This is a genomic window from Comamonas composti DSM 21721, assembly GCF_000429845.1.
GTDB classification, from domain to species: Bacteria; Pseudomonadota; Gammaproteobacteria; order Burkholderiales; family Burkholderiaceae_C; genus Comamonas; species Comamonas composti.
In genome coordinates, this window is sequence record NZ_AUCQ01000017.1 from 57,566 (window position 1) to 75,374 (window position 17,809).

The window sequence follows — 17,809 nt, forward strand, 5'->3', positions numbered from 1 at the left end:
TCACCACAAAGAGGGAGAACAGGTCTATGGACGCGCATACACTTCTTGGCAGCCAAATACCCGAGCCCGCTAAATCCTCTTACGCTCCACTGATTTCTCCTGCCGGGGCCGGGGCTTCGCCCTCCAGGCTGGAAGTCCGCTGGGCGCGGCATCTGGATGAAGTGCGCCAGGTGCAGCGCCTGCGGCATGCGGTTTTTGCGGGGGAGATGGGCGCCAGGCTGCAGACCTCGCTGCCCGGGCATGACATCGATGCATTCGACGACTTCTGCGAGCACCTCATGGTCTGCGATGCACAGCGGGGCGTGGTCATAGGCACCTACCGGCTGCTGACACCTGCCCAGGCGCAGCGCGCCGGCGGCCTCTACAGCGATCAGGAGTTCGATCTCGCCGCACTGCAGGCCTGGCGTCCGCGCATGGTGGAGCTGGGGCGCAGCTGCGTTCATGCCTCGCACCGCCAGGGCGGCGTGATCCTGGCCCTGTGGGGCGCACTGGCCGAGTTCATGCAGCGCAACCGCCTCGATGCCATGGTGGGCTGTGCCAGCATCCCCATGCAGTACCCGGGCCTGGCCCATGGCGAAGGCCCGGCACGCGTGTGGCAGCAACTGCGTCAGACCCATCTGGCCGCCCCGGAGCTCCTGGTCACGCCACGCGTGGCACTGCCCGAGCAACTGGCCCATGTGAGCGCCGGCGAGGCCTCTGTGGAGCCGCCGGCCCTGATCCAGGGCTATCTGCGCACGGGCGCCAAAGTGCTGGGGGCGCCGGCCTGGGACAGCGATTTCAACACCGCCGATCTCCCCATCATGATGCGCATGCAGGACCTGCCTGCACGTTATCAGCGGCTGTTTTCGCGCCGCCCGTAAGCGGCTGGCCGCGACAGGTCGCAAGCCCCGGGGCTTGGGCACAATCCCTTCCTTTTGCGAACAACAAAAAGGGGGAGCCATGGGATGGACTCTGTCGGTTCCTGCATTGCAGAGCTTTACGCTGGCCATCGTGCTGTTTTTCATCGGCCGGCATATGGCGCAGCATTTTGCGGTGCTGCGCCGCTACAGCATTCCCGAGCCGGTGCTGGGCGGCGTCTTTTGCGCGGGCCTGGTGGGCCTGATCTACGGCCTGGCCGATGTGCGCATCGAGTTCGACCTCGAGATGCGCAATGTCTTGCTGCTGTATTTCTTCAGCGCCATAGGGTTGAATTCCGATATCCGCAGCCTGCGCGCAGGCGGCAAGCCCCTGCTGGTGTTGCTGGTGCTCGCGGCCCTGTTCATCGTGCTGCAGAACTTGCTGGGCATGAGCGTGGCCCGACTCTTCGGCCTGGATGCGAGGGCCGGTCTGATGACGGGCTCCATCTCCCTGACCGGTGGTGTCGGCACCACGCTGGCCTGGGGCCCGCACTTCGTGAACAAGCTGGGCATCGCCCAGGCCGTGGAGCTGGGCATGGCCAGCAACATGGTGGGCCTGGTCGCGGCCTGCGTGATCGGCGGGCCCATGGCCAGCTTTCTGATGCGCCGCCACGATGTGCGCGGCAGCGCGGCGCTCCCCCTGGATGTGGGCGTGGCGGCCGTGCAGACGACGGTCTCTCTGGACTATTTCGGCGTGCTCAGGGCCTGGCTGTGGCTGAACCTGGCCTTGATGCTGGGCAGCGGCCTGAACTCCTGGCTGCTGGGCACGGGCCTGCAACTGCCCGAATTCGTGGGCTGTCTTCTGGCCGGCATCGTGCTGCGCAATACGGTGGGGCAATGGATGGTGAGCCGCAAGGAGGGCAGTCTGGCCGGCGAGCACTGGAGCAGCATGCGCGGCGGGCTGGCGCTGATCTCCGACCTGTGTCTGAGCATGTTTCTGACCATGGCCCTCATGGGCCTGCAGCTATGGGTGCTGCAAGGCGTCATGGGCTTTGTGCTGGCGGTTCTGGCGCTGCAGATTCTGCTGGCTGCAGGCTATACGTTGTTCGTGGTGTTCCCGCTCACCGGGCGGGACTATGAAGCTGCGGTGATTTCGGCGGGCTTTGGCGGTATCGCCCTGGGCTCGACGGCCACGGCCGTGGCCAACATGACGGCGGTCACGCGCCAGCATGGCGCCGCACACAAGGCCTTCATCGTCGTGCCCCTGGTCTGCGGCTTTTTTGTGGACCTGGCCAATGCCGTGGTGATCCAGTTTTTTGCGAGTTGAGCGCGGTCTGCATTTCCATCGCCATGGAGATGGCTCATGGAACTGTCACAAAAGTCCGGCATGATGGCTGGCGTGGGCTGATGCAGACTCCGGACGGACACAGGCAACCTGTGCCGCATTGTTCCGGGCCTTGGTCCACGCCAATACCAGGCCGCAGCCCTTTGGGCTGCGGACCGATCAGCTGCAGAGCAGGCGCTGGTGCTCGATCTTGACGCAGCGATCCTCTACCGCAACCAGGCCTGCGGCTCTGGCCTTTTGCACGGCTGCCTCGTTGAAGATCTCCTGCTGCAGCCAGAGGCAATGTGCGCCTATGGCGATGGCCTCGTCGGCAATCGGCGGGATGTCCTGGCTTTTGCGAAAGCAGTCCACCATGTCGATCTTTGTTCCCTGGGCTGCCAGAGCCGCAGCAGCTTCGGTCACGCTGGCATAGGCCGGCTCTCCCAGAATCTGTCCGCCTTCGCGTGCAACCACGGGGTTCACGGGAATGATGCGGTAGCCATGCTGCTGCATGTAGCTTGAAGCCTTGTGGCTGGGGCGCTCGGCCTGGGGGGACAGGCCTACCACGGCCAGGGTGCGACATTGCGTGAGCAGGCCGCGCAGTTCGTCATCGGTTGTCGTGTCGTTCATCGCGCCAGTGTAAGCAGGAGAGACCAGCCCATGCACCTTGTGGAGCGGGGCATGGGCATGCGCCGTGCTTATTCGCGCGCCACATGCTCGGGAGCCAGCTCTTCGGTCAGCAGGCCGAGAACCGACAGCACCAGCATGAAGACCAGAAAGAGATAGGCTGCAGTCGCCATGCCCAGGCTCAGGCTGAAGCCCCAGCGCAGCAGCGAGCAGGCCGTATCCGCGCCAGAGTACAGGGCCAGGCATTGGCCGGGGTCCGGCATGTGTACATACCAGGTCACGGCCAGCCACATCGCGGCTGCAACCACAAGACCATTGCGCCAGCCATGCGGGTGAGGATGGTAGAGCGCGTAAAGCAGAGCCAGCGGAACGGCCAGTCCCCAGGCAAACATCAAAAGCCAGCTTGCCACGGGCATGCCCCTTAAGGCGGATTGCAGCCATTGCATCTTGGGCAGGCTGTTGATCAGACCCAGCACATCCCAGATCAGGGGCAGAACAATGCCTGCAGCGGCCAGGCTACCCAGCGTGAGAATCAGCAGAAGACCTCGGGCGCGCGTGCGGTGGTGTTCCGTGGAAGCTTTATGTGACCGAGCAATGAGTGCATGCATGGCCGACCTCCTGTGCATGTCAGTCAGGGCGGGCAGTTGCCGCTGGAAAAGGCGGATCCGGAACAAAGCGGCAGCTGCAGCGCCGTGCAGTAACAAGGTTTCCGGATATGCCCAGTCTAGGCCTGGCGGCATGACTTTGTACGTAGGTCTAAACCTCGCCCGACGCGCCAGAGTCTCGGGGTTTGTCCGAGGCCTCAAAAGCCCAGGCTGGCCAGCAGATCGTCCACCTGGGATTGGGAGGTCACCACATCAGGTGTGCCCTGCGGATCGACCACGGGGCCCGCCAGCTGCTGCGCCGGCTTTTCCTGTGCGCTGCTCAGGGCTGGAGGATGGGGCGAGGTCTGTATCAGCAGCTCCACAAGCTGAGCCTCGAGATCGGCGGTCAAGGCCACGACGCGCGCGATGACCTGGCCCGTGAGATCGTGGAAGTCCTGGGCCATCATGATCTCGGTCAGATGCTCGTCCGCCTGGCCGGTGCTTTCCTCTACTTCCTGCAGGAAGTTCATGAACCGGCCCTTGGCCACGGCCGCGACGGGATCCTGGACCAGCTCGGCACGCATGTTGCGTACGCGTTCGGCCAGCAGATCCTGGTGGGTTTTGGCCTGTTCCACGCTGCCCAGGACCTTCTCGGCAGCGGCGCCCGTGAGGCGTGCGATATAGGACAAGCGGTTTTGGGCGTCGGGTAGTTCATCCATGCTGCCGCGCAGGCGGCTTGCATAGCCGAGCTCGTTGAGCGAGTCGTGCAGTTGGCGCGTCAGAACACCGATTTTGTTGTGGACGCTATCGGGGACATCCTGGCTGTTCATGATTTACATGCTGAGCTTCTTGAGGATGAGATTGACCTTCTCTTCAAGAGTGGCCTTGGTGAATGGCTTGACGATGTAGCCTGCAGCCCCTCCCTGTGCTGCTGCCACGATGTCCTCCTTGCGGGCTTCGGCCGTGACCATGAGTACAGGCAGATGCCTGAGCTTGTCATCCTGCTTGATTTCCGTGAGCAGTTGAAAGCCGTTCATATTGGGCATGTTGATGTCCGTGACCACGAAGTCGAACTTGCTGTTGCGCAGCTTGTGCAGCGCAGCAACGCCGTCCTCGGCTTCATCGGCCTCGGTGTACCCGCTCTCCTTGAGCAGGTTGCGCACAATGCGGCGCATGGTGGAGAAGTCGTCAACGATCAAAAAACGCAGGGCATTAGCCACGTCAGGCCCTTTCAGTCGGAAGATGAGGAAACGCTGATAACAAGTGCAAGCTGTTAAGGCGATGCGCGGGAGTTTTCCAGGTTTTCGGTGGATTCGGTGAGCAACCCAAGCTCTGTTACAAACTTGTCGTCGGTCGCGGCGGGCGTACTGCTTGGATCGGGGGCTGCTTCAGGCTTGCCCAGCAGGCGTTTTTCGGCCTCCAGGGTCAGAACCGTAATCGTGATGCGGCGATTCTGGGCGGCACGTGGCTCGGCAGGATGCAGCAAGTCGCTGTCGGCAAGCCCGACGATACGGGCCAACTGCTTCAAAGGCATGCCTGCGGCCACGAGTTCGCGGCGTGACGCGTTCGCCCTGTCGGCCGAAAGCTCCCAGTTGCTGTAGCCACGATCGGCATTTCCATAAGGCGCTGCATCGGTGTGGCCCGAGAGACTGATGCGGTTTTCTGCCCCCGCCAGAGCGTTGCCGACCTCGCGCAGGATTTCACGCATATAGGGCTTGAGCTCGGCGCTTCCACTGTCGAACATGGGACGGTTTTGGTCGTCCACGATCTGGATCTGCAAGCCGTCGGGGGTCATCTCGGTATGAATCTGCGAGCGAAATTCATGAAGGCGCGCGTTGCTGTTGATCAGGGTTTCGACCTTGTTCTTGAGCGCGTGGATGCGGCTGGCGTCCTGTATGGCCTGTTCGGTGCGGCCTGCATCCTGGCTGTTGCGACGGTTCGAGTTCTCGGCCGACTCGGAGCGACGCACCTGGCCGTGGACCTTGGACAAATCATTGCCTCCGCCGGGGATGATGCTGGAGCTGTTTCCCGAGCCGTCGCCTCCGGCCATGGCGACCTTGAGCGGTGAGGAAAAATAGGCGGCAATGCCCTGCAGCTCGCCCTTGGCGGTCGAGCCCAGCAGCCACATCAGCAGAAAGAAGGCCATCATCGCGGTCACGAAATCCGCATAGGCGATCTTCCAGGCGCCGCCATGATGCGCATGGGCTTGCCTCTTGACGCGCTTGATGATGATGGGCTGGAGCTTTTTCTCGGCCATGGCGGTACGGCTTACTTCTTGCTCTTGACGTGGGCTTCAAGCTCCAGAAAGCCTGGGCGCTCGGTGGAGAACAAAACCTTGCGGCCGAATTCAATGGCCGTTGCCGGGTTGTAGCCCTGCATGCTGGCGAGCAGCGTGGCTTTGATGCACTGCAGTTCCTTGGCCGCATCCTGGGAGCGCTGCTCCACCAGGCCGGCCATGGGTTCAACCAGCGCATAGGCCAGCAGGATGCCCAGGAAGGTGCCGACCAGGGCCGAGGCAATCATGCCGCCAAGTACCGATGGCGGCTGGCCGACCGAGCCCATGGTGTTCACCACGCCCAGAACGGCTGCAATGATGCCGAAGGCAGGGAGTGCACCTGCGAGCCGGTTGAGCGCATTCACCGGTCCGTGGGCCTCTGCATGGTGAGCTTCGATCTCGCTGTCCATCAAGGCTTCGATTTCATGCGAGTTGAGGTTGCCGGAGACCATCATCCGCAAATAATCGGTCAGGAACTCGATCACGTGCGGGTCGGCCATGAGTTCGGGGTAGTTGCTGAAGATCGGGGATTCTGCTGGGGCTTCCACATCGCCCTCTATGGACATCAGGCCTTCCTTGCGAGCCTTCTGCAAGAGCTCGTAAAGCAAGGCCATGAGCTCCATGAATCGCTCCTTGGTGTGGCGCGAGCTCTTCATCACGGAGGGGATGGCCTTGACCGTGGCTTTGAGCACCTTGGGTGGATTGCAGACGATAAAGGCCCCCAAGGCCCCTCCGCCGATGGTGACCATCTCGAACGGCAGGGCCTTGACGATGACACTGACATTTCCGCCATGCAACACGTACATGCCGAAGATGCAGCCGAAGGCGACGACATAACCAATGATGACAAGCATGGGAATGGATTCTGGCGAAGCCTTTTGAGGATAAAGGCCAGAAGAGACTTGTAAAGACAATCCAGTTTTTGCATTGGGTCTTAGCGTGTTCACGATCTCCTTGCGGCGCGCCTGCGTAGAGATCGTGAGCACGCTCTTAGCTGCCGTCTGGCGGCGGCCTGGCAGGCCCGGAATTGATGAGGCGCGAGCCGCTTGGGCGTGCTGAAAATCGCCTGAAGCAGCGCGGCACAAGTGCGTGCGTGCATCGTTCCCAGTCTTGCTCTCCATCCTGCACCACGCAGGCTGATTCAGCGTCGCTCCCAACCCGGCTTTCAGGCGACCGGCTGCCGATGACCGAGCGCAAGGCGCGTTGCACGGCCAATACCAGGAGAGCTGGCAAGCAATGCAAGCCGGCGATGCGCTTCGAGTGCCTGCGCAGGCCGAAAGCCACTGGATGACGCGACATTCGGCGCCCTTGCAAGGGCTGAAAAGGGCGGTGAAGGCATGTTTGATTCAGCCTGCACAAAGGCACTCTTTCCCCGAGATCGCCTGAATGCTGGAGGCGCACAGTCCAACCTGCATTCACTTTGGCTGCCTGGCTGCCCGTGCAAACTGGCCAGGCGGCATTGCCGAGGTCTGTCCCAATGTCTTTTGTTCTTTCGGAACCGGCTGCCAAGCGGCTGGATATGGTCAGGGAGCTGGCTCGCATACGTCAGATGGTCGAACGCATGCAGTTCCTGGAAGCTCTTGGTGATCTGGCGCAACTGCTTGCCCAGGATCCGCACAACGCCCAGGTCTGGATGCACATAGGGTTTGTCTATGTGCGCATGAGCATCTGGCCCCAGGCCATGGAAGCCTTGCAGGCCGCCTTGCAGATCGAGCCCCGAATGCCGGATGCCCAGCGGCTTCTGGCCATGGCTTACTTCTGCATCGGTCAGCGTCAGCGTGCTTGTGAGCTGATCGACGAGGCCGTGCGCAGCAAGAAGGGCGATAGCGCGCACTGGATGACGCGAGCCTATATCCATGCGCATATCAGCAGCGACCCGGTCAAGGCCCTGGCGGTTGCACGGGACTGGGGGCGACGCTTTGCCGATCCGCTTACGCGGCAGGCCAAGCCCCTGGTCGTGCGTGACCGCAGTCCGGGAAAGCGTCTCAGGATTGGGTATGTCACCGCGGATTTTCGCCAGCACTCAGTGGCGTTTTTCATGCAGCCCGTGCTGGAGCATCACGATCCGCAAAACGTGGAGGTCCATGTTTACTCCAGCGGTCAACCGGACCACTTCACCGAGCGCATGCGAGGCCTGGTGCCTTTCTGGCACGAGGTCGGCGACTTGACTGAGGAGGAGCTGCTGCAGCGGATCCGCTCCGATGGCATTGACGTACTGGTTGACTTGTCCGGCTATACGCAAGGCAACAGGTTGGGGGTTTTTGCGCGGCGTGCGGCTCCGGTGCAGGTGACCTGGATAGGCTACCTGCCGACTTTGGGCATGAAGGCCATGGATTACCGGCTTGTGGACGAGAGCATTGCGCCTGCCAGCCATGCAGCGTATTACGCCGAGTCATTGTTTCAGCTGTCCTGCAGCGCCAGCTATGTACCGCCCGATTATGCGCCGCTGTGCGAGCAGCCCCCGATGCTTGACAACGGCTATCCCACGCTGATCTCTCTCAACAGCTCGGCCAAGATCACGGACGACATGCTCAGGCTCTGGGCGCGTGTCTTGAACGAGAGGCAGGATGCGCGTCTCATCATCATGGTCAAGGAGCAAAGCGGCGATGCCGCACAGGCCCACATGCAGCCCAGGGTGCAGGCTGCGGGCATGCCGCTGGACCGGGTTTCGGTGCTGCACCAGCAGTCTCTGAATCGATTCATGGAAACCGGCCATATCGCTGACGTGGCTCTGGATACTGCGCCAGTTTCAGGCGGAACCACAAGCTTGCATGCGCTGTGGATGGGCCTGTCCATTGTCTGTCTCGATGCCGAGCGCGGCGTCGAGGCCTGCACCGCAAGAACACTGCAAAGCCTGGGGGCCGGCGGCATTGTTGCCAAGAATGAGGATGCCTATGTGCAGGCGGCCCTGGAGCTCATGAATGACCCCGAACGCCTGCAGTTGCAGCGCCTGCACTGCCGGGCGCAAATGCAGGCCAGTCCCTGGATGGACCATGCAGCGAGGGTGAAAGAGGTGGAGAAGGCCTATCGCCTCATGTGGCTGAACTGGCTGGATGGCAAAAAAAGCCGCTTGAACGCGGGCCTGGACCTAGGTCTGGGGCCGCTGCAATCTGGCCTTGAGGAGGATTCCATATGACACGGGCTTTAACGTCTGAACCTCTTGCTTTTCACCAAGTGTTTGAGGGCGGCTATCTCCCCCCATCCATGCTCGAGATGGAAACAGCGCCTTGCTCTGCGGCTGAGCCCATTCATGTGACTCAGCCGGAACTGCCTCCCTTGGGCGAGTTCGTGGACTATCTCGAAAAAATATGGAGCAGCAAGGTTCTCACCAACGGCGGAACCTTTCATCAGCAGCTTGAGCAGGCGCTGTGCGAGTACCTCGGAGTGAATCATCTGGCCCTGGTCTCGAATGGAACGCTGGGGCTGGTGCTTGCGCTCAAGGCCTTGAGAATCGTAGGTGAGGTGATCACCACCCCGTACTCCTTTGTGGCCACAGCACACTCCCTGCTGTGGAACGACATCACGCCTGTTTTTGTGGACGTGGACCCGGCTTCGCTCAATCTGAATCCGCAAAGCATAGAGGCCGCAATTACCCCGAGAACCACGGCAATCATGCCGGTGCACTGCTATGGCCGGCCTTGTGATGTCGACGCAATACAAAAAATAGCAGATAACTACAACCTGCGCGTTATCTACGATGCCGCTCATGCATTTGGCGTCAAGGATGAGCAGGGCAGCATCTTGCGCCATGGAGACCTGTCCGTTTTGAGCTTCCATGCGACCAAGGTTTTCAACACCTTTGAAGGTGGAGCAATTGTTTGCCCTGACGCAAAAACCAAGCAGCGCATAGATCACTTGAAGAACTTTGGCTTCATCAATGAAACAACCGTGGTTGCGTCAGGAATCAACGGGAAGATGAGTGAAATCAATGCTGCCATGGGACTTTTGCAGCTCAAGCGCATTGATGAGGTCATAGAGAAGCGCAGAAGAATAGATATTCTCTACCGACAGAAGCTGAGCGCTATCAGGGGCATTTCCTGTCTTCCCTACCCAGTCGGTGGATTATCAAATCATGCCTACTTCCCAGTCATGGTTGAGACCGAATATCCGATCAGCCGTGACCAGCTATACGATCATCTCAGGGCAAGCCATATCTATGGACGGCGCTACTTCTACCCGCTTATTAGCGACTTTCCCATGTATCGAGGTCTGCCCACAGCAGACCGATCTCAGCTGCCGGCTGCCACTGCTGCAGCAGAGAAAATAATATGTCTGCCCATGCATCCTGGTCTGAATGCCGAGCATGTTTCCTATGTGGTTCAAAAGATTCATGAGGCTGCCTGATGAGGATTGCAATCATGCAGCCTTATTTTTTTCCTTATATAGGATATTTCCAGTTATTGAGCTCTGTTGAAAAATTTATCTTTCTTGATGACGTCAATTACATCAAGAATGGATGGATCAATAGAAATCGTATTTTGATGAACGATCGTGCAAAATACATAACCGTGCCAGTCATGCGTGCCAGTTCATTTGTGAAGATAAATGAAACAAAGATTCATGATGCAGATGGCTGGAAGATAAAAATTCTTTCCCAGTTGAAACAAGCTTATAGGCGTGCGCCTTATTGCCGTGAAGTGATTGCTCTGGTTGAGGAGGTTTTTCAGGAGAAATCTGAAAATATAGCCAATATTGCAAAAAAAAGCGTTCTCAAGGTATCCAATTATCTGTCTTTGGAAAAGATCTTTTGTTTAAGTGCGAGTGAATACAAAAACCAGCATCTCAAGGGAGAGGCAAGAATTCTGGATATATGTAGGCAAGAAAAAGCCTGTCAATATATCAACTTGCCCGGTGGCAGGGGTCTTTACTCTTTTAAGGTATTTTCGGATGCAGGTATTCTTTTGAATTTTTTGGAAAAACCTTATGAAGTTTACGCTCAAACAGGGAGTGATTTCTTCCCTGGGCTGTCTATTCTAGATGTGCTGATGTTCAATCACCCCTCGAAAGTCGTGGAGATGCTGAAGGTATGAGTCCGGGGAAGAGAGCCATTGGTGGCTACTTTGAGTTGGAGATGGCTCCTGCTGGATACTATTTTCAGCAGAATTTCTATGCCTATCAATCGGCGCGATCTGCCTTGCTCGCATTGCTGGAGAGGTTGCAGCCTAGCCGGTTGTGGTTACCTCATTACATATGCGGCTCTCTTTTGAAATCCATTCATCGGGCTGGAGTGAGGATGGAATTCTATTCCATTGGATCGGGCTTCGAGGTTTTAGAGGATGTCTGTCTTGGTGAAAATGATTTTTTTTATTATGTGAATTATTTCGGATTGTGCATGGGGAATGTGAGACAGTTGTTATCAAAAATATCTCCTAAGCATGTCATTTTGGATTTTGCCCAGGCATGGTTTGAAAAACCTCCTGAATGTCAGGCCGCAATATATTCCCCCAGGAAGTTCTTTGGTGTTCCTGATGGAGGGCTTCTATATACTCAGATGACAATGGAGAGGTTGAGTTTTGAGACAGGCTTGGAGATGCAAAGCATGAGCCACTTGTTATTGCGACTTTGCGCTGAACCTGAGGCAGGCTATGAGGCATACAAAAATTCAGAATCAGCTCTGAGTGATGTAGGTATCAAGTCCATGTCAAAAATGACGCATAAAATTCTGGCCTCCATTGATCATGAGAGAGTTTGTGCAGCAAGAAGTGAAAATTACTTGACTCTACATAGGCTGCTGGGGGCAAATAATCTACTCGATCTACCCGTCTCTGCGAATGGGCCGCTATGTTATCCATTTCTCATGGAAGACGATAGGCTGCGCCAGAAGTTAATGGAAGAAAGAGTGTTTCTTCCCACTTACTGGAGCGATGTACTGTGCAGAGTCGGGCAAACTTCTGTGGAAGCTGGCTTGTCCAAGAATCTTCTGCCGATTCCTCTTGATCAGCGTTATACGAGTGAAGATATGGAGAGAATTGCCCATGTCATCAATCCATAAAAGATTGAAAATACTTGTTTTTCCATGTGGCGCAGAGAATGCCATGGAGATATTTGATGCCTTGAGATACTCTGTCCATGCGGAGGTCTTTGGAGCATCTTCCGTTGAGGATCATGGCCGCTATGTCTTTGACAACTATATTGGGTCTGTTCCGAATATAAACGCTGAAAATTTCGATGCTGCATTCAGCAAAATAATTTCAGAGCGGGAAATAGATCTGGTGTTTGCAACCCATGATTCCGTGATTGAGCATCTTTCAGTCAGGGCACCATTCATGGGATTTTATCTGGTTAATGGTGATCCTCAAACCACGGCGATTGCGAGGAGTAAGTCCGCAACCTACAAAAAATTTTCAGCCCATGCATGGGCACCTCGATTTTTTTCAACCCTTGAAGAGATAGACCAGTGGCCCGCCATCATAAAGCCTGATCGAGGCCAGGGTGGACAAAATGTTCAGCTCGTTCACAGCCTGCGAGAGGCAAGACTTTGTGAGCTCACAGTGGAAAATCCAGTCTGGATGGAGAATTTGCCTGGGAAAGAACTGACCGTGGACTGCTTTACCGACCGAGAGGGGATACTGAAGTGGTGCTCGGCAAGAACCCGGGAAAGAGTCAAGGCTGGTATTTCCATGCACAGTAGATTTCTGTCTCAGGAAGAGGAGATAGAAAGCATTGCTGCAGATATCAATCGGCAGGTGAATCTGAGAGGTCCATGGTTTTTCCAGGTCAAGCAGGATGCAGGCGGCTGCTGGAAGTTGCTGGAGTTTTCATGCCGGGTGAGCGGAACCATGGTGGCCCAGAGAGCCAGGGGCGTGAACTTGCCATTGATGGCATTGCATGATTACTTGGGGCGCAGTGTTTCAGCCATGCCCATGCCATGCATCAAGGCTGTGGACAGGCGTATCTCGACCAAGGCGCTGCTGGACCATGAATATCACACAGTGTTTATGGATCTTGACGATACGCTGGTGATTGCTGGGTCCGCTGTTCCCATCGCCATGGCCTTTGTTTATCAAGAAATATCCAAAGGGAAAAAGATAATTTTAATTACAAGGCATGAAGGAGATGTCTTGGCTGAATTACATAGAGCCAAAATTCATGAAGGGATCTTTGAAAAAATAATACACATTGATGATAAAAGCCATAAGTCACAATATGTGCATGAATCTTCGATATTTGTCGACAATCACTTCCCGGAGAGAAGCGATGTCTTTCTAAACTGCCAGGTACCGGCCTTTGATCTGGATGCTCTGGAATTCTTGATGAGGTGATCATGGAAAGTGTTGACTGGCATTTGAAAAAATCCGGAAATCCAGAAGAGTTCATTGAGATTCTCAGATCCGAGCGCAGAGATATTCTTGATCGACTCAGGGAAACAAGATTCAGTCTTTTGAAAAATGGCTATCCCCATAGTCAAGTCATACCCTACGCAAGCTATTCTCCGTGGCTTGCTGACGAGCTATTTCTGAATGTGTTCAGCATGGCCAAAGAAAATACCATGGTGGACATTTATCGTTGCTATGAGCTCTATTGTTTTGCCAAGCAAATGGTTGATGTTCCTGGGGCGTTTATGGAGGTTGGGGTATGGCGTGGCGGCTCGGCAGCTGTCCTGGCCAGCGCCGCCCCTCACAAGGAGGTTCACTTGTTTGATACCTTTAATGGCGTGGCCAAGGCAGACCATCGCTTTGACACGCTGTATGTGGGGGGGGAGCATGCCGATGCCAGCGAACATCAGGTCATGCAGATATTCGAGAAGATGGATCTGAAATGCCATATCCATGCTGGAATTTTTCCTGAAGAAACACTGTCCGGGCTTCCTGAATGTATTTCCTTCGCACATATTGATGTGGACACCTATTCTTCTGCCAAGGACGCATTCAGGGCGATATGGGCAAGAGTGTCTCCTAGTGGCATGGTGGTTTTTGATGATTACGGGACCTTCGGCTGTGAAGGTGTTTCCCAATTGGTGCAGGAGCTTGCACAGGCGTTCAGAAATGCGGTTTTCATTCACAACCTGAATGGCCATGCCATTTTTGTAAAAAAGCATTGAGCCTGTGCGGAATATCGACAGGCAGCGTCATTCGAAACCCCCGCACGATTGGTGAATGCTCATGAGTCTTACAAGTGGTCTGGATGAGTTTCAGCGGGCCCAGCAACTGCTTGAGCAGTGGCAGCTCGAGTCTGCCCACGAGGCCTATGCCCGCGCGTTGGAGCTGGAGCCCGAGCATGCAGAAGCCTTGCATGGAATGGGTTTGCTGCTGGGCTTATACATGCTGCGCAGCGCTGAAGCGCTGCCTTATCTTGAAGCTGCGATAGGTGCCAGACCCAGAGAGTTTTCTTTCTGGCGCACCTATATCCACACGCTGCTGCGTGAAGGCTTGTCGGACATGGCTTGTTCGCTGATCGAGGTCGCGCGCACGCATGGCATGCAGGAAATAGCACTGGAGCAATTGCAAAAAGAGGTAGCCCTGGTCCAGGGCGCTCAGGCGGCGAGCTTTCTGGAGCAACAGGCTGCCCTTTGGCCCTTGGGCGAATCCACTTGCGCTGCAGGCGAAGCCACGGCCCGGGCGGATATGTGTGGCTGTCGCGTGCCCGACGCACAAATCGCCTTGCTGCAACAACTTTTTTTCGAGAAAGAGCATCGGCAACTGAGCCTGCTGGCGTCTCAACTGCTGTGTATTCATCCGAACAGCGGTGTGCTCTGGAAATTCAAGGCTGCAGCGGATAACGCGCAAGGTCTGCTGGAGACTGCCTTGGAGGCCGCCAGAAAGGCTGCGAAGCTGTTGCCCAGCGATGCTGAAGCACACTTCAATCTGGGTGGGGTTTGCTGGCAGCTCGAGCTTTGGACTGAAGCTGAACAAGCCATGCAGGATGCGCTGGCGCTGAGGCCCCATTGGGCCCAGGCCTTTATGTACCTGGGTGATGTGCGAAAGGCGCAAGGCCAGGTTGCTGGCAGCTTTCCTTGTTACGTCAATGCTTTGCTGCTGGAACCTGCGAATGTCAAGGCCCTGTTGCGGCTGGCTGCTGCTTTGCAGGAAACGGGCAGGCAGGATGAATGTGCCCAGTTTCTGGCGTTGCTGCTGCGCGAGCCTCATCTCTCTTCCGAGCTGTGTCTGGTCTGCGGCAATTTGCTGCGCAAGTCGGGCTGGCTGCTGCAGGCCGAGACGGCCTATCGCATGGCCTTGCATGAGCAGCCCGAACATGTGGAGGCCTTGCTGAGCCTGAACCATTTGCTGAGTCACAGCGGCCGCATGCATGAGGCCGAAGTCTGCTTGCGTCGGGCCTTGGTGCTGGCGCCAGAGCGGCAGGAATTGATCTGCGAGTTGGGGTTTCTGTTGTTTGCTCAAAAAAAATGGGACCAGGCCATGACACGGCTCGAAGCCCTGTTGCAGGAGAGGCCAGACTTTGGCCGGGCCCATTTTGTGTATGCGATGGTGTTGTTGGAGCGAGGGGATTTTGGCGGGCTGGATCAGGCCCTGACCCGAGGACTTTCGCGTCTCCCTGATGACCGCAATCTGATGTTTCTGCGCGCAGGCTATTGGGACAAGATGGGCCATGGGGAGCACCGCCTGCAGCAACTGCAGGACTTATTGCTCAAACATCCCGACTACGAGCCCGCCCATAGCGCCCGCTTGTTTGCCCTGCTCCATGCTCCAGGCGCCACGGCACAGAGCGTTGGGCGCAGTTGCCGGGATTACGGGGCCTTCATGAAGCAGCGTTATGCAGGCCAGGTCAGGCTGGAGCATGGCAATAGCCGGGACAAGGCCAAGATCCTGCGCGTGGGTTTCGTTTCAGGGGATTTGCGCGGGCATGCCGTAGCCACGTTTTTCCTGCCGGTCATGTGCAAGCTGGCCCAGCGCAAAGATCTCGTATGCGTGGCTTATTGCAATAACGAGGTGTATGACGATACGAGCAAGGCGTTCCAGCGCATGTTTGCCTTGTGGCGCGGCATACGTGACATGGAGGTCTGCGCCCTGGCCGACCTGGTGCGTGCAGACGGTATAGACATACTCATCGATCTCAGCGGCCACACCAAGGGGAACAGGCTGGACCTGTTCGCCATCAAGCCGGCTCCTGTGCAACTGACATGGATCGGGAATCCAGCGAGCACCGGGCTGGAAACCATGGATTACCTGGTGTGCGGAAACCCTATGCTGAAGACTTCGCAGCTCAAGGCCCAGATCACGGAGCAGGTGATGCGTCTTCCCATGGCCTATGTGTTTGAAGGCGGGTTTCATCAGCATCCCGTCATGCCTTTGCCGGGCCTGTGCAATGGCCATCTGACCTTTGGCTCGTTCAACCGTCATATCAAGATCAACCGTCAGGTGATTGCAGTCTGGGGCCAGGTGCTGCGGGCCCTGCCTGCTTCTCGGCTGGTGCTGGGCTGCTGTCCTGCCACAGGCCCGTCCAAGGACTTGAGGGAATGGCTGAGCGAGGAGGGCGTGGACGAGGCACGTGTGCGCTTTGCTCCGCATATGGACTTCGATCAGTACCTGCAGGCCCATCATGAAATAGACCTTTGTCTGGACACTTTCCCGTTCTCTGGCGGAGTGGTCACCAATCACGCCCTGTGGATGGGAGTGCCGACATTGACCTTGGTGGGGGATCTGCTGGCTGGTGCGCAGTCGGCAGAAATCCTGCAGCGGGTTGGGCTGGCTGAGGCGTTTGTTGCTGCAGATGTGCCCCAGTTGTTGCTCAAAGCCAGGCACTGGAGTGAGCATCTGCCGCAGCTGCAGGCCATACGCCAGGGCTTGCGGGCGCAACTGGAGGCCTTGCAGCCCACGCAGGCCGACATCGTGGCTCAGTCGCTGGTGCTAGGGCTGCGCCAGGCGTGGGAGCGCTGGTGTGAAGGTTTGCCGGCTGCCGACCTTTGTGCCAACCCGGACGGGGTGACTTTTTGAGGCCATGACGGGGATGGCGGTTTCCGAGGTGTGCGATCTGGCAACGAAAAAATCACAGCACCTCTAAAGTTTGAAATCCAGACACCGAAAAACAACTCAGCACAAGGACAAGAGTCCTGGGCCCGCCAAGCACCGTTTCACCTTTGAACGCAAGCGGTACTAGGTCGGTAGTGGGGTCGCCGCTTGCTCTGCTGGATAAAGAGAATGTGGCGGCGATGTCTTGATTTCACTAGGAGCTGTCATCCATGGCCATGACTATCAACACCAATCTGCAATCGCTCAACGCTCAACGCAACCTGAGCACTTCGCAGTCTTCGCTGAGCACCACCATGCAACGCCTGTCCTCGGGCCTGCGTGTCAACAGTGCCAAGGATGACGCCGCCGGTCTGGCGATTGCCGAGCGCATGAATGCGCAGGTGCGCGGAATGAATGTCGCCGTGCGCAATGCCAACGATGGCGTGTCCATGGCGCAGACCGCAGAAGGCGCGTTGTCCAAGGTCACCGACGCCCTTCAGCGTATGCGTGAGCTGGCCGTGCAGGCTCGCAATGGAACCAACGGTGCCAAGGACCAGGTGTCGCTGAACAAGGAGTTCGCTGAACTGGGCAAGGAAATCAGCCGCGTCGTTTCGGGGGCCGACTTCAACGGCAAGAAAATTCTGGGTGCCGATGCCACGGCGATCACTTTCCAGGTGGGCGCCAATACCACGACCAATGACGTGATTACGGTCACAACCTCCAATCTGTCGACGGATGCCACGATCACGGCGGTCACCGGTGCCTCGATCGGCCCGGCCGATGCAACGGCAGCAGCCTTGGATGCCTCGGCCCTGGGTACGGTGATTGGTAACCTGGATGCGGCTCTGGACAAGGTCAACACTGAGCGGGCCATGTTGGGAGCAACGCAGAATCGTTTCGAGGCAGTGGTCTCCAACCTGCAGGTTGCGTCGGAAAACACAGCGGCCGCGCGCAGCCGCATCATGGACGCAGACTTCGCGGCAGAAACGGCCAACCTCAGTCGCACGCAGATCCTGCAGCAGGCTGGTACGGCCATGGTGGCCCAGGCCAACCAGCTGCCACAAGGGGTGCTGGCCCTGCTGCGCTGAGCAAGAGCGATGAGGTGAGAAGTTGGAACTTTGGAGCCCCGGACCCTGGTCCGGGGCTTTTTGATGGATAGCGCGTGGGAAATGGCGCCGATTCGCGGCTTTTATTTCCGCTTTGGCGTTGGGGCATATGAGCAAAATCATTGGCATCAGATAGGCAAAGCTGGAGAT

Annotated in this window: 16 protein-coding genes; 10 read left to right on the forward strand and 6 right to left on the reverse strand. The window is 57.2% G+C overall.

Annotated elements, in window-relative coordinates; genetic code table 11:
* The first annotated feature begins 26 nt into the window (after positions 1–26).
* On the forward strand, positions 27–860 hold the full coding sequence (locus tag G486_RS0111935; protein WP_027015745.1) for a GNAT family N-acetyltransferase: 834 nt from the start codon (positions 27–29) through the stop codon (positions 858–860).
* Positions 861–939: 79 nt separating this feature from the next.
* Entirely contained in the window at positions 940–2,163 is a 1,224-nt protein-coding gene (gene gltS / locus G486_RS0111940; protein WP_051303461.1) for a sodium/glutamate symporter, read from the forward strand.
* 177 nt (positions 2,164–2,340) lie between these two features.
* Here gltS and G486_RS0111945 read toward each other — a convergent pair whose 3' ends face one another.
* The 6 genes from G486_RS0111945 to motA form a co-directional block, all read right to left on the reverse strand.
* Entirely contained in the window at positions 2,341–2,790 is a 450-nt protein-coding gene (locus G486_RS0111945) for a CoA-binding protein (protein WP_027015747.1), read from the reverse strand.
* A gap of 68 nt (positions 2,791–2,858) precedes the next feature.
* On the reverse strand, positions 2,859–3,395 hold the full coding sequence (locus G486_RS0111950; RefSeq protein ID WP_027015748.1) for a hypothetical protein: 537 nt from the start codon (positions 3,393–3,395) through the stop codon (positions 2,859–2,861).
* Positions 3,396–3,589: 194 nt separating this feature from the next.
* Positions 3,590–4,201 carry a protein phosphatase CheZ gene (locus G486_RS0111960; protein ID WP_027015749.1) on the reverse strand — a complete coding sequence of 204 codons (612 nt, stop codon included), beginning with the start codon at positions 4,199–4,201 and terminating at the stop codon, positions 3,590–3,592.
* A 3-nt stretch (positions 4,202–4,204) separates the two neighbouring features.
* Positions 4,205–4,591, reverse strand: a complete 387-nt coding sequence (gene cheY / locus G486_RS0111965) for a chemotaxis response regulator CheY (RefSeq protein ID WP_027015750.1) — start codon at positions 4,589–4,591, stop codon at positions 4,205–4,207.
* A 53-nt stretch (positions 4,592–4,644) separates the two neighbouring features.
* Positions 4,645–5,628 carry a flagellar motor protein MotB gene (gene motB, locus G486_RS0111970; RefSeq protein ID WP_027015751.1) on the reverse strand — a complete coding sequence of 328 codons (984 nt, stop codon included), beginning with the start codon at positions 5,626–5,628 and terminating at the stop codon, positions 4,645–4,647.
* An 11-nt stretch (positions 5,629–5,639) separates the two neighbouring features.
* Positions 5,640–6,500 (reverse strand): flagellar motor stator protein MotA, encoded by an 861-nt coding sequence (gene motA / locus G486_RS0111975; RefSeq protein ID WP_027015752.1) that lies wholly within the window; start codon positions 6,498–6,500, stop codon positions 5,640–5,642.
* A gap of 623 nt (positions 6,501–7,123) precedes the next feature.
* Here motA and G486_RS22190 point away from each other — a divergent pair.
* The 8 genes from G486_RS22190 to G486_RS0112010 all read left to right on the forward strand — a co-directional run bounded on the left by G486_RS22190 (position 7,124) and on the right by G486_RS0112010 (position 17,641).
* On the forward strand, positions 7,124–8,782 hold the full coding sequence (locus G486_RS22190) for an O-linked N-acetylglucosamine transferase, SPINDLY family protein (RefSeq protein ID WP_034387471.1): 1,659 nt from the start codon (positions 7,124–7,126) through the stop codon (positions 8,780–8,782).
* Between the two features lie 77 nt (positions 8,783–8,859).
* Positions 8,860–9,990, forward strand: a complete 1,131-nt coding sequence (locus tag G486_RS0111985; RefSeq protein WP_027015753.1) for a DegT/DnrJ/EryC1/StrS family aminotransferase — start codon at positions 8,860–8,862, stop codon at positions 9,988–9,990.
* A 14-nt stretch (positions 9,991–10,004) separates the two neighbouring features.
* Positions 10,005–10,676: a WbqC family protein gene (locus G486_RS0111990; RefSeq protein ID WP_245587303.1), complete on the forward strand. Its 672-nt coding sequence runs from the start codon at positions 10,005–10,007 to the stop codon at positions 10,674–10,676.
* 203 nt (positions 10,677–10,879) lie between these two features.
* On the forward strand, positions 10,880–11,638 hold the full coding sequence (locus G486_RS24015; RefSeq protein WP_169728592.1) for a hypothetical protein: 759 nt from the start codon (positions 10,880–10,882) through the stop codon (positions 11,636–11,638).
* Positions 11,622–12,908 (forward strand): ATP-grasp domain-containing protein, encoded by a 1,287-nt coding sequence (locus G486_RS0111995; RefSeq protein ID WP_034387507.1) that lies wholly within the window; start codon positions 11,622–11,624, stop codon positions 12,906–12,908. Before G486_RS24015 ends, G486_RS0111995 begins: the two co-directional genes overlap by 17 nt.
* 2 nt (positions 12,909–12,910) lie before the next feature.
* Complete coding sequence (locus G486_RS0112000; protein WP_027015756.1) at positions 12,911–13,687, forward strand: TylF/MycF/NovP-related O-methyltransferase; 777 nt, start codon at positions 12,911–12,913, stop codon at positions 13,685–13,687.
* A gap of 61 nt (positions 13,688–13,748) precedes the next feature.
* On the forward strand, positions 13,749–16,538 hold the full coding sequence (locus G486_RS22195) for an O-linked N-acetylglucosamine transferase family protein (RefSeq protein ID WP_084455236.1): 2,790 nt from the start codon (positions 13,749–13,751) through the stop codon (positions 16,536–16,538).
* 245 nt (positions 16,539–16,783) lie between these two features.
* On the forward strand, positions 16,784–17,641 hold the full coding sequence (locus G486_RS0112010) for a flagellin domain-containing protein (protein ID WP_027015757.1): 858 nt from the start codon (positions 16,784–16,786) through the stop codon (positions 17,639–17,641).
* The last annotated feature ends 168 nt before the right edge of the window (positions 17,642–17,809 follow it).

Coding starts and splice junctions, on each gene's coding strand:
- G486_RS0111945 (WP_027015747.1), bottom strand. CDS start 2,790: ATGAACGACACGACAACCGATGACGAACTGCGCGGCCTGCTCACGCAA.
- G486_RS24015 (WP_169728592.1), top strand. CDS start 10,880: ATGGAATTCTATTCCATTGGATCGGGCTTCGAGGTTTTAGAGGATGTC.
- G486_RS0111985 (WP_027015753.1), top strand. CDS start 8,860: ATGGAAACAGCGCCTTGCTCTGCGGCTGAGCCCATTCATGTGACTCAG.
- G486_RS0111935 (WP_027015745.1), top strand. CDS start 27: ATGGACGCGCATACACTTCTTGGCAGCCAAATACCCGAGCCCGCTAAA.
- G486_RS0111990 (WP_245587303.1), top strand. CDS start 10,005: ATGCAGCCTTATTTTTTTCCTTATATAGGATATTTCCAGTTATTGAGC.
- G486_RS0112000 (WP_027015756.1), top strand. CDS start 12,911: ATGGAAAGTGTTGACTGGCATTTGAAAAAATCCGGAAATCCAGAAGAG.
- G486_RS0111995 (WP_034387507.1), top strand. CDS start 11,622: ATGTCATCAATCCATAAAAGATTGAAAATACTTGTTTTTCCATGTGGC.
- G486_RS22190 (WP_034387471.1), top strand. CDS start 7,124: ATGTCTTTTGTTCTTTCGGAACCGGCTGCCAAGCGGCTGGATATGGTC.
- motA (WP_027015752.1), bottom strand. CDS start 6,500: ATGCTTGTCATCATTGGTTATGTCGTCGCCTTCGGCTGCATCTTCGGC.
- G486_RS0111950 (WP_027015748.1), bottom strand. CDS start 3,395: ATGCATGCACTCATTGCTCGGTCACATAAAGCTTCCACGGAACACCAC.
- motB (WP_027015751.1), bottom strand. CDS start 5,628: ATGGCCGAGAAAAAGCTCCAGCCCATCATCATCAAGCGCGTCAAGAGG.
- G486_RS0111960 (WP_027015749.1), bottom strand. CDS start 4,201: ATGAACAGCCAGGATGTCCCCGATAGCGTCCACAACAAAATCGGTGTT.
- G486_RS0112010 (WP_027015757.1), top strand. CDS start 16,784: ATGGCCATGACTATCAACACCAATCTGCAATCGCTCAACGCTCAACGC.
- G486_RS22195 (WP_084455236.1), top strand. CDS start 13,749: ATGAGTCTTACAAGTGGTCTGGATGAGTTTCAGCGGGCCCAGCAACTG.
- gltS (WP_051303461.1), top strand. CDS start 940: ATGGGATGGACTCTGTCGGTTCCTGCATTGCAGAGCTTTACGCTGGCC.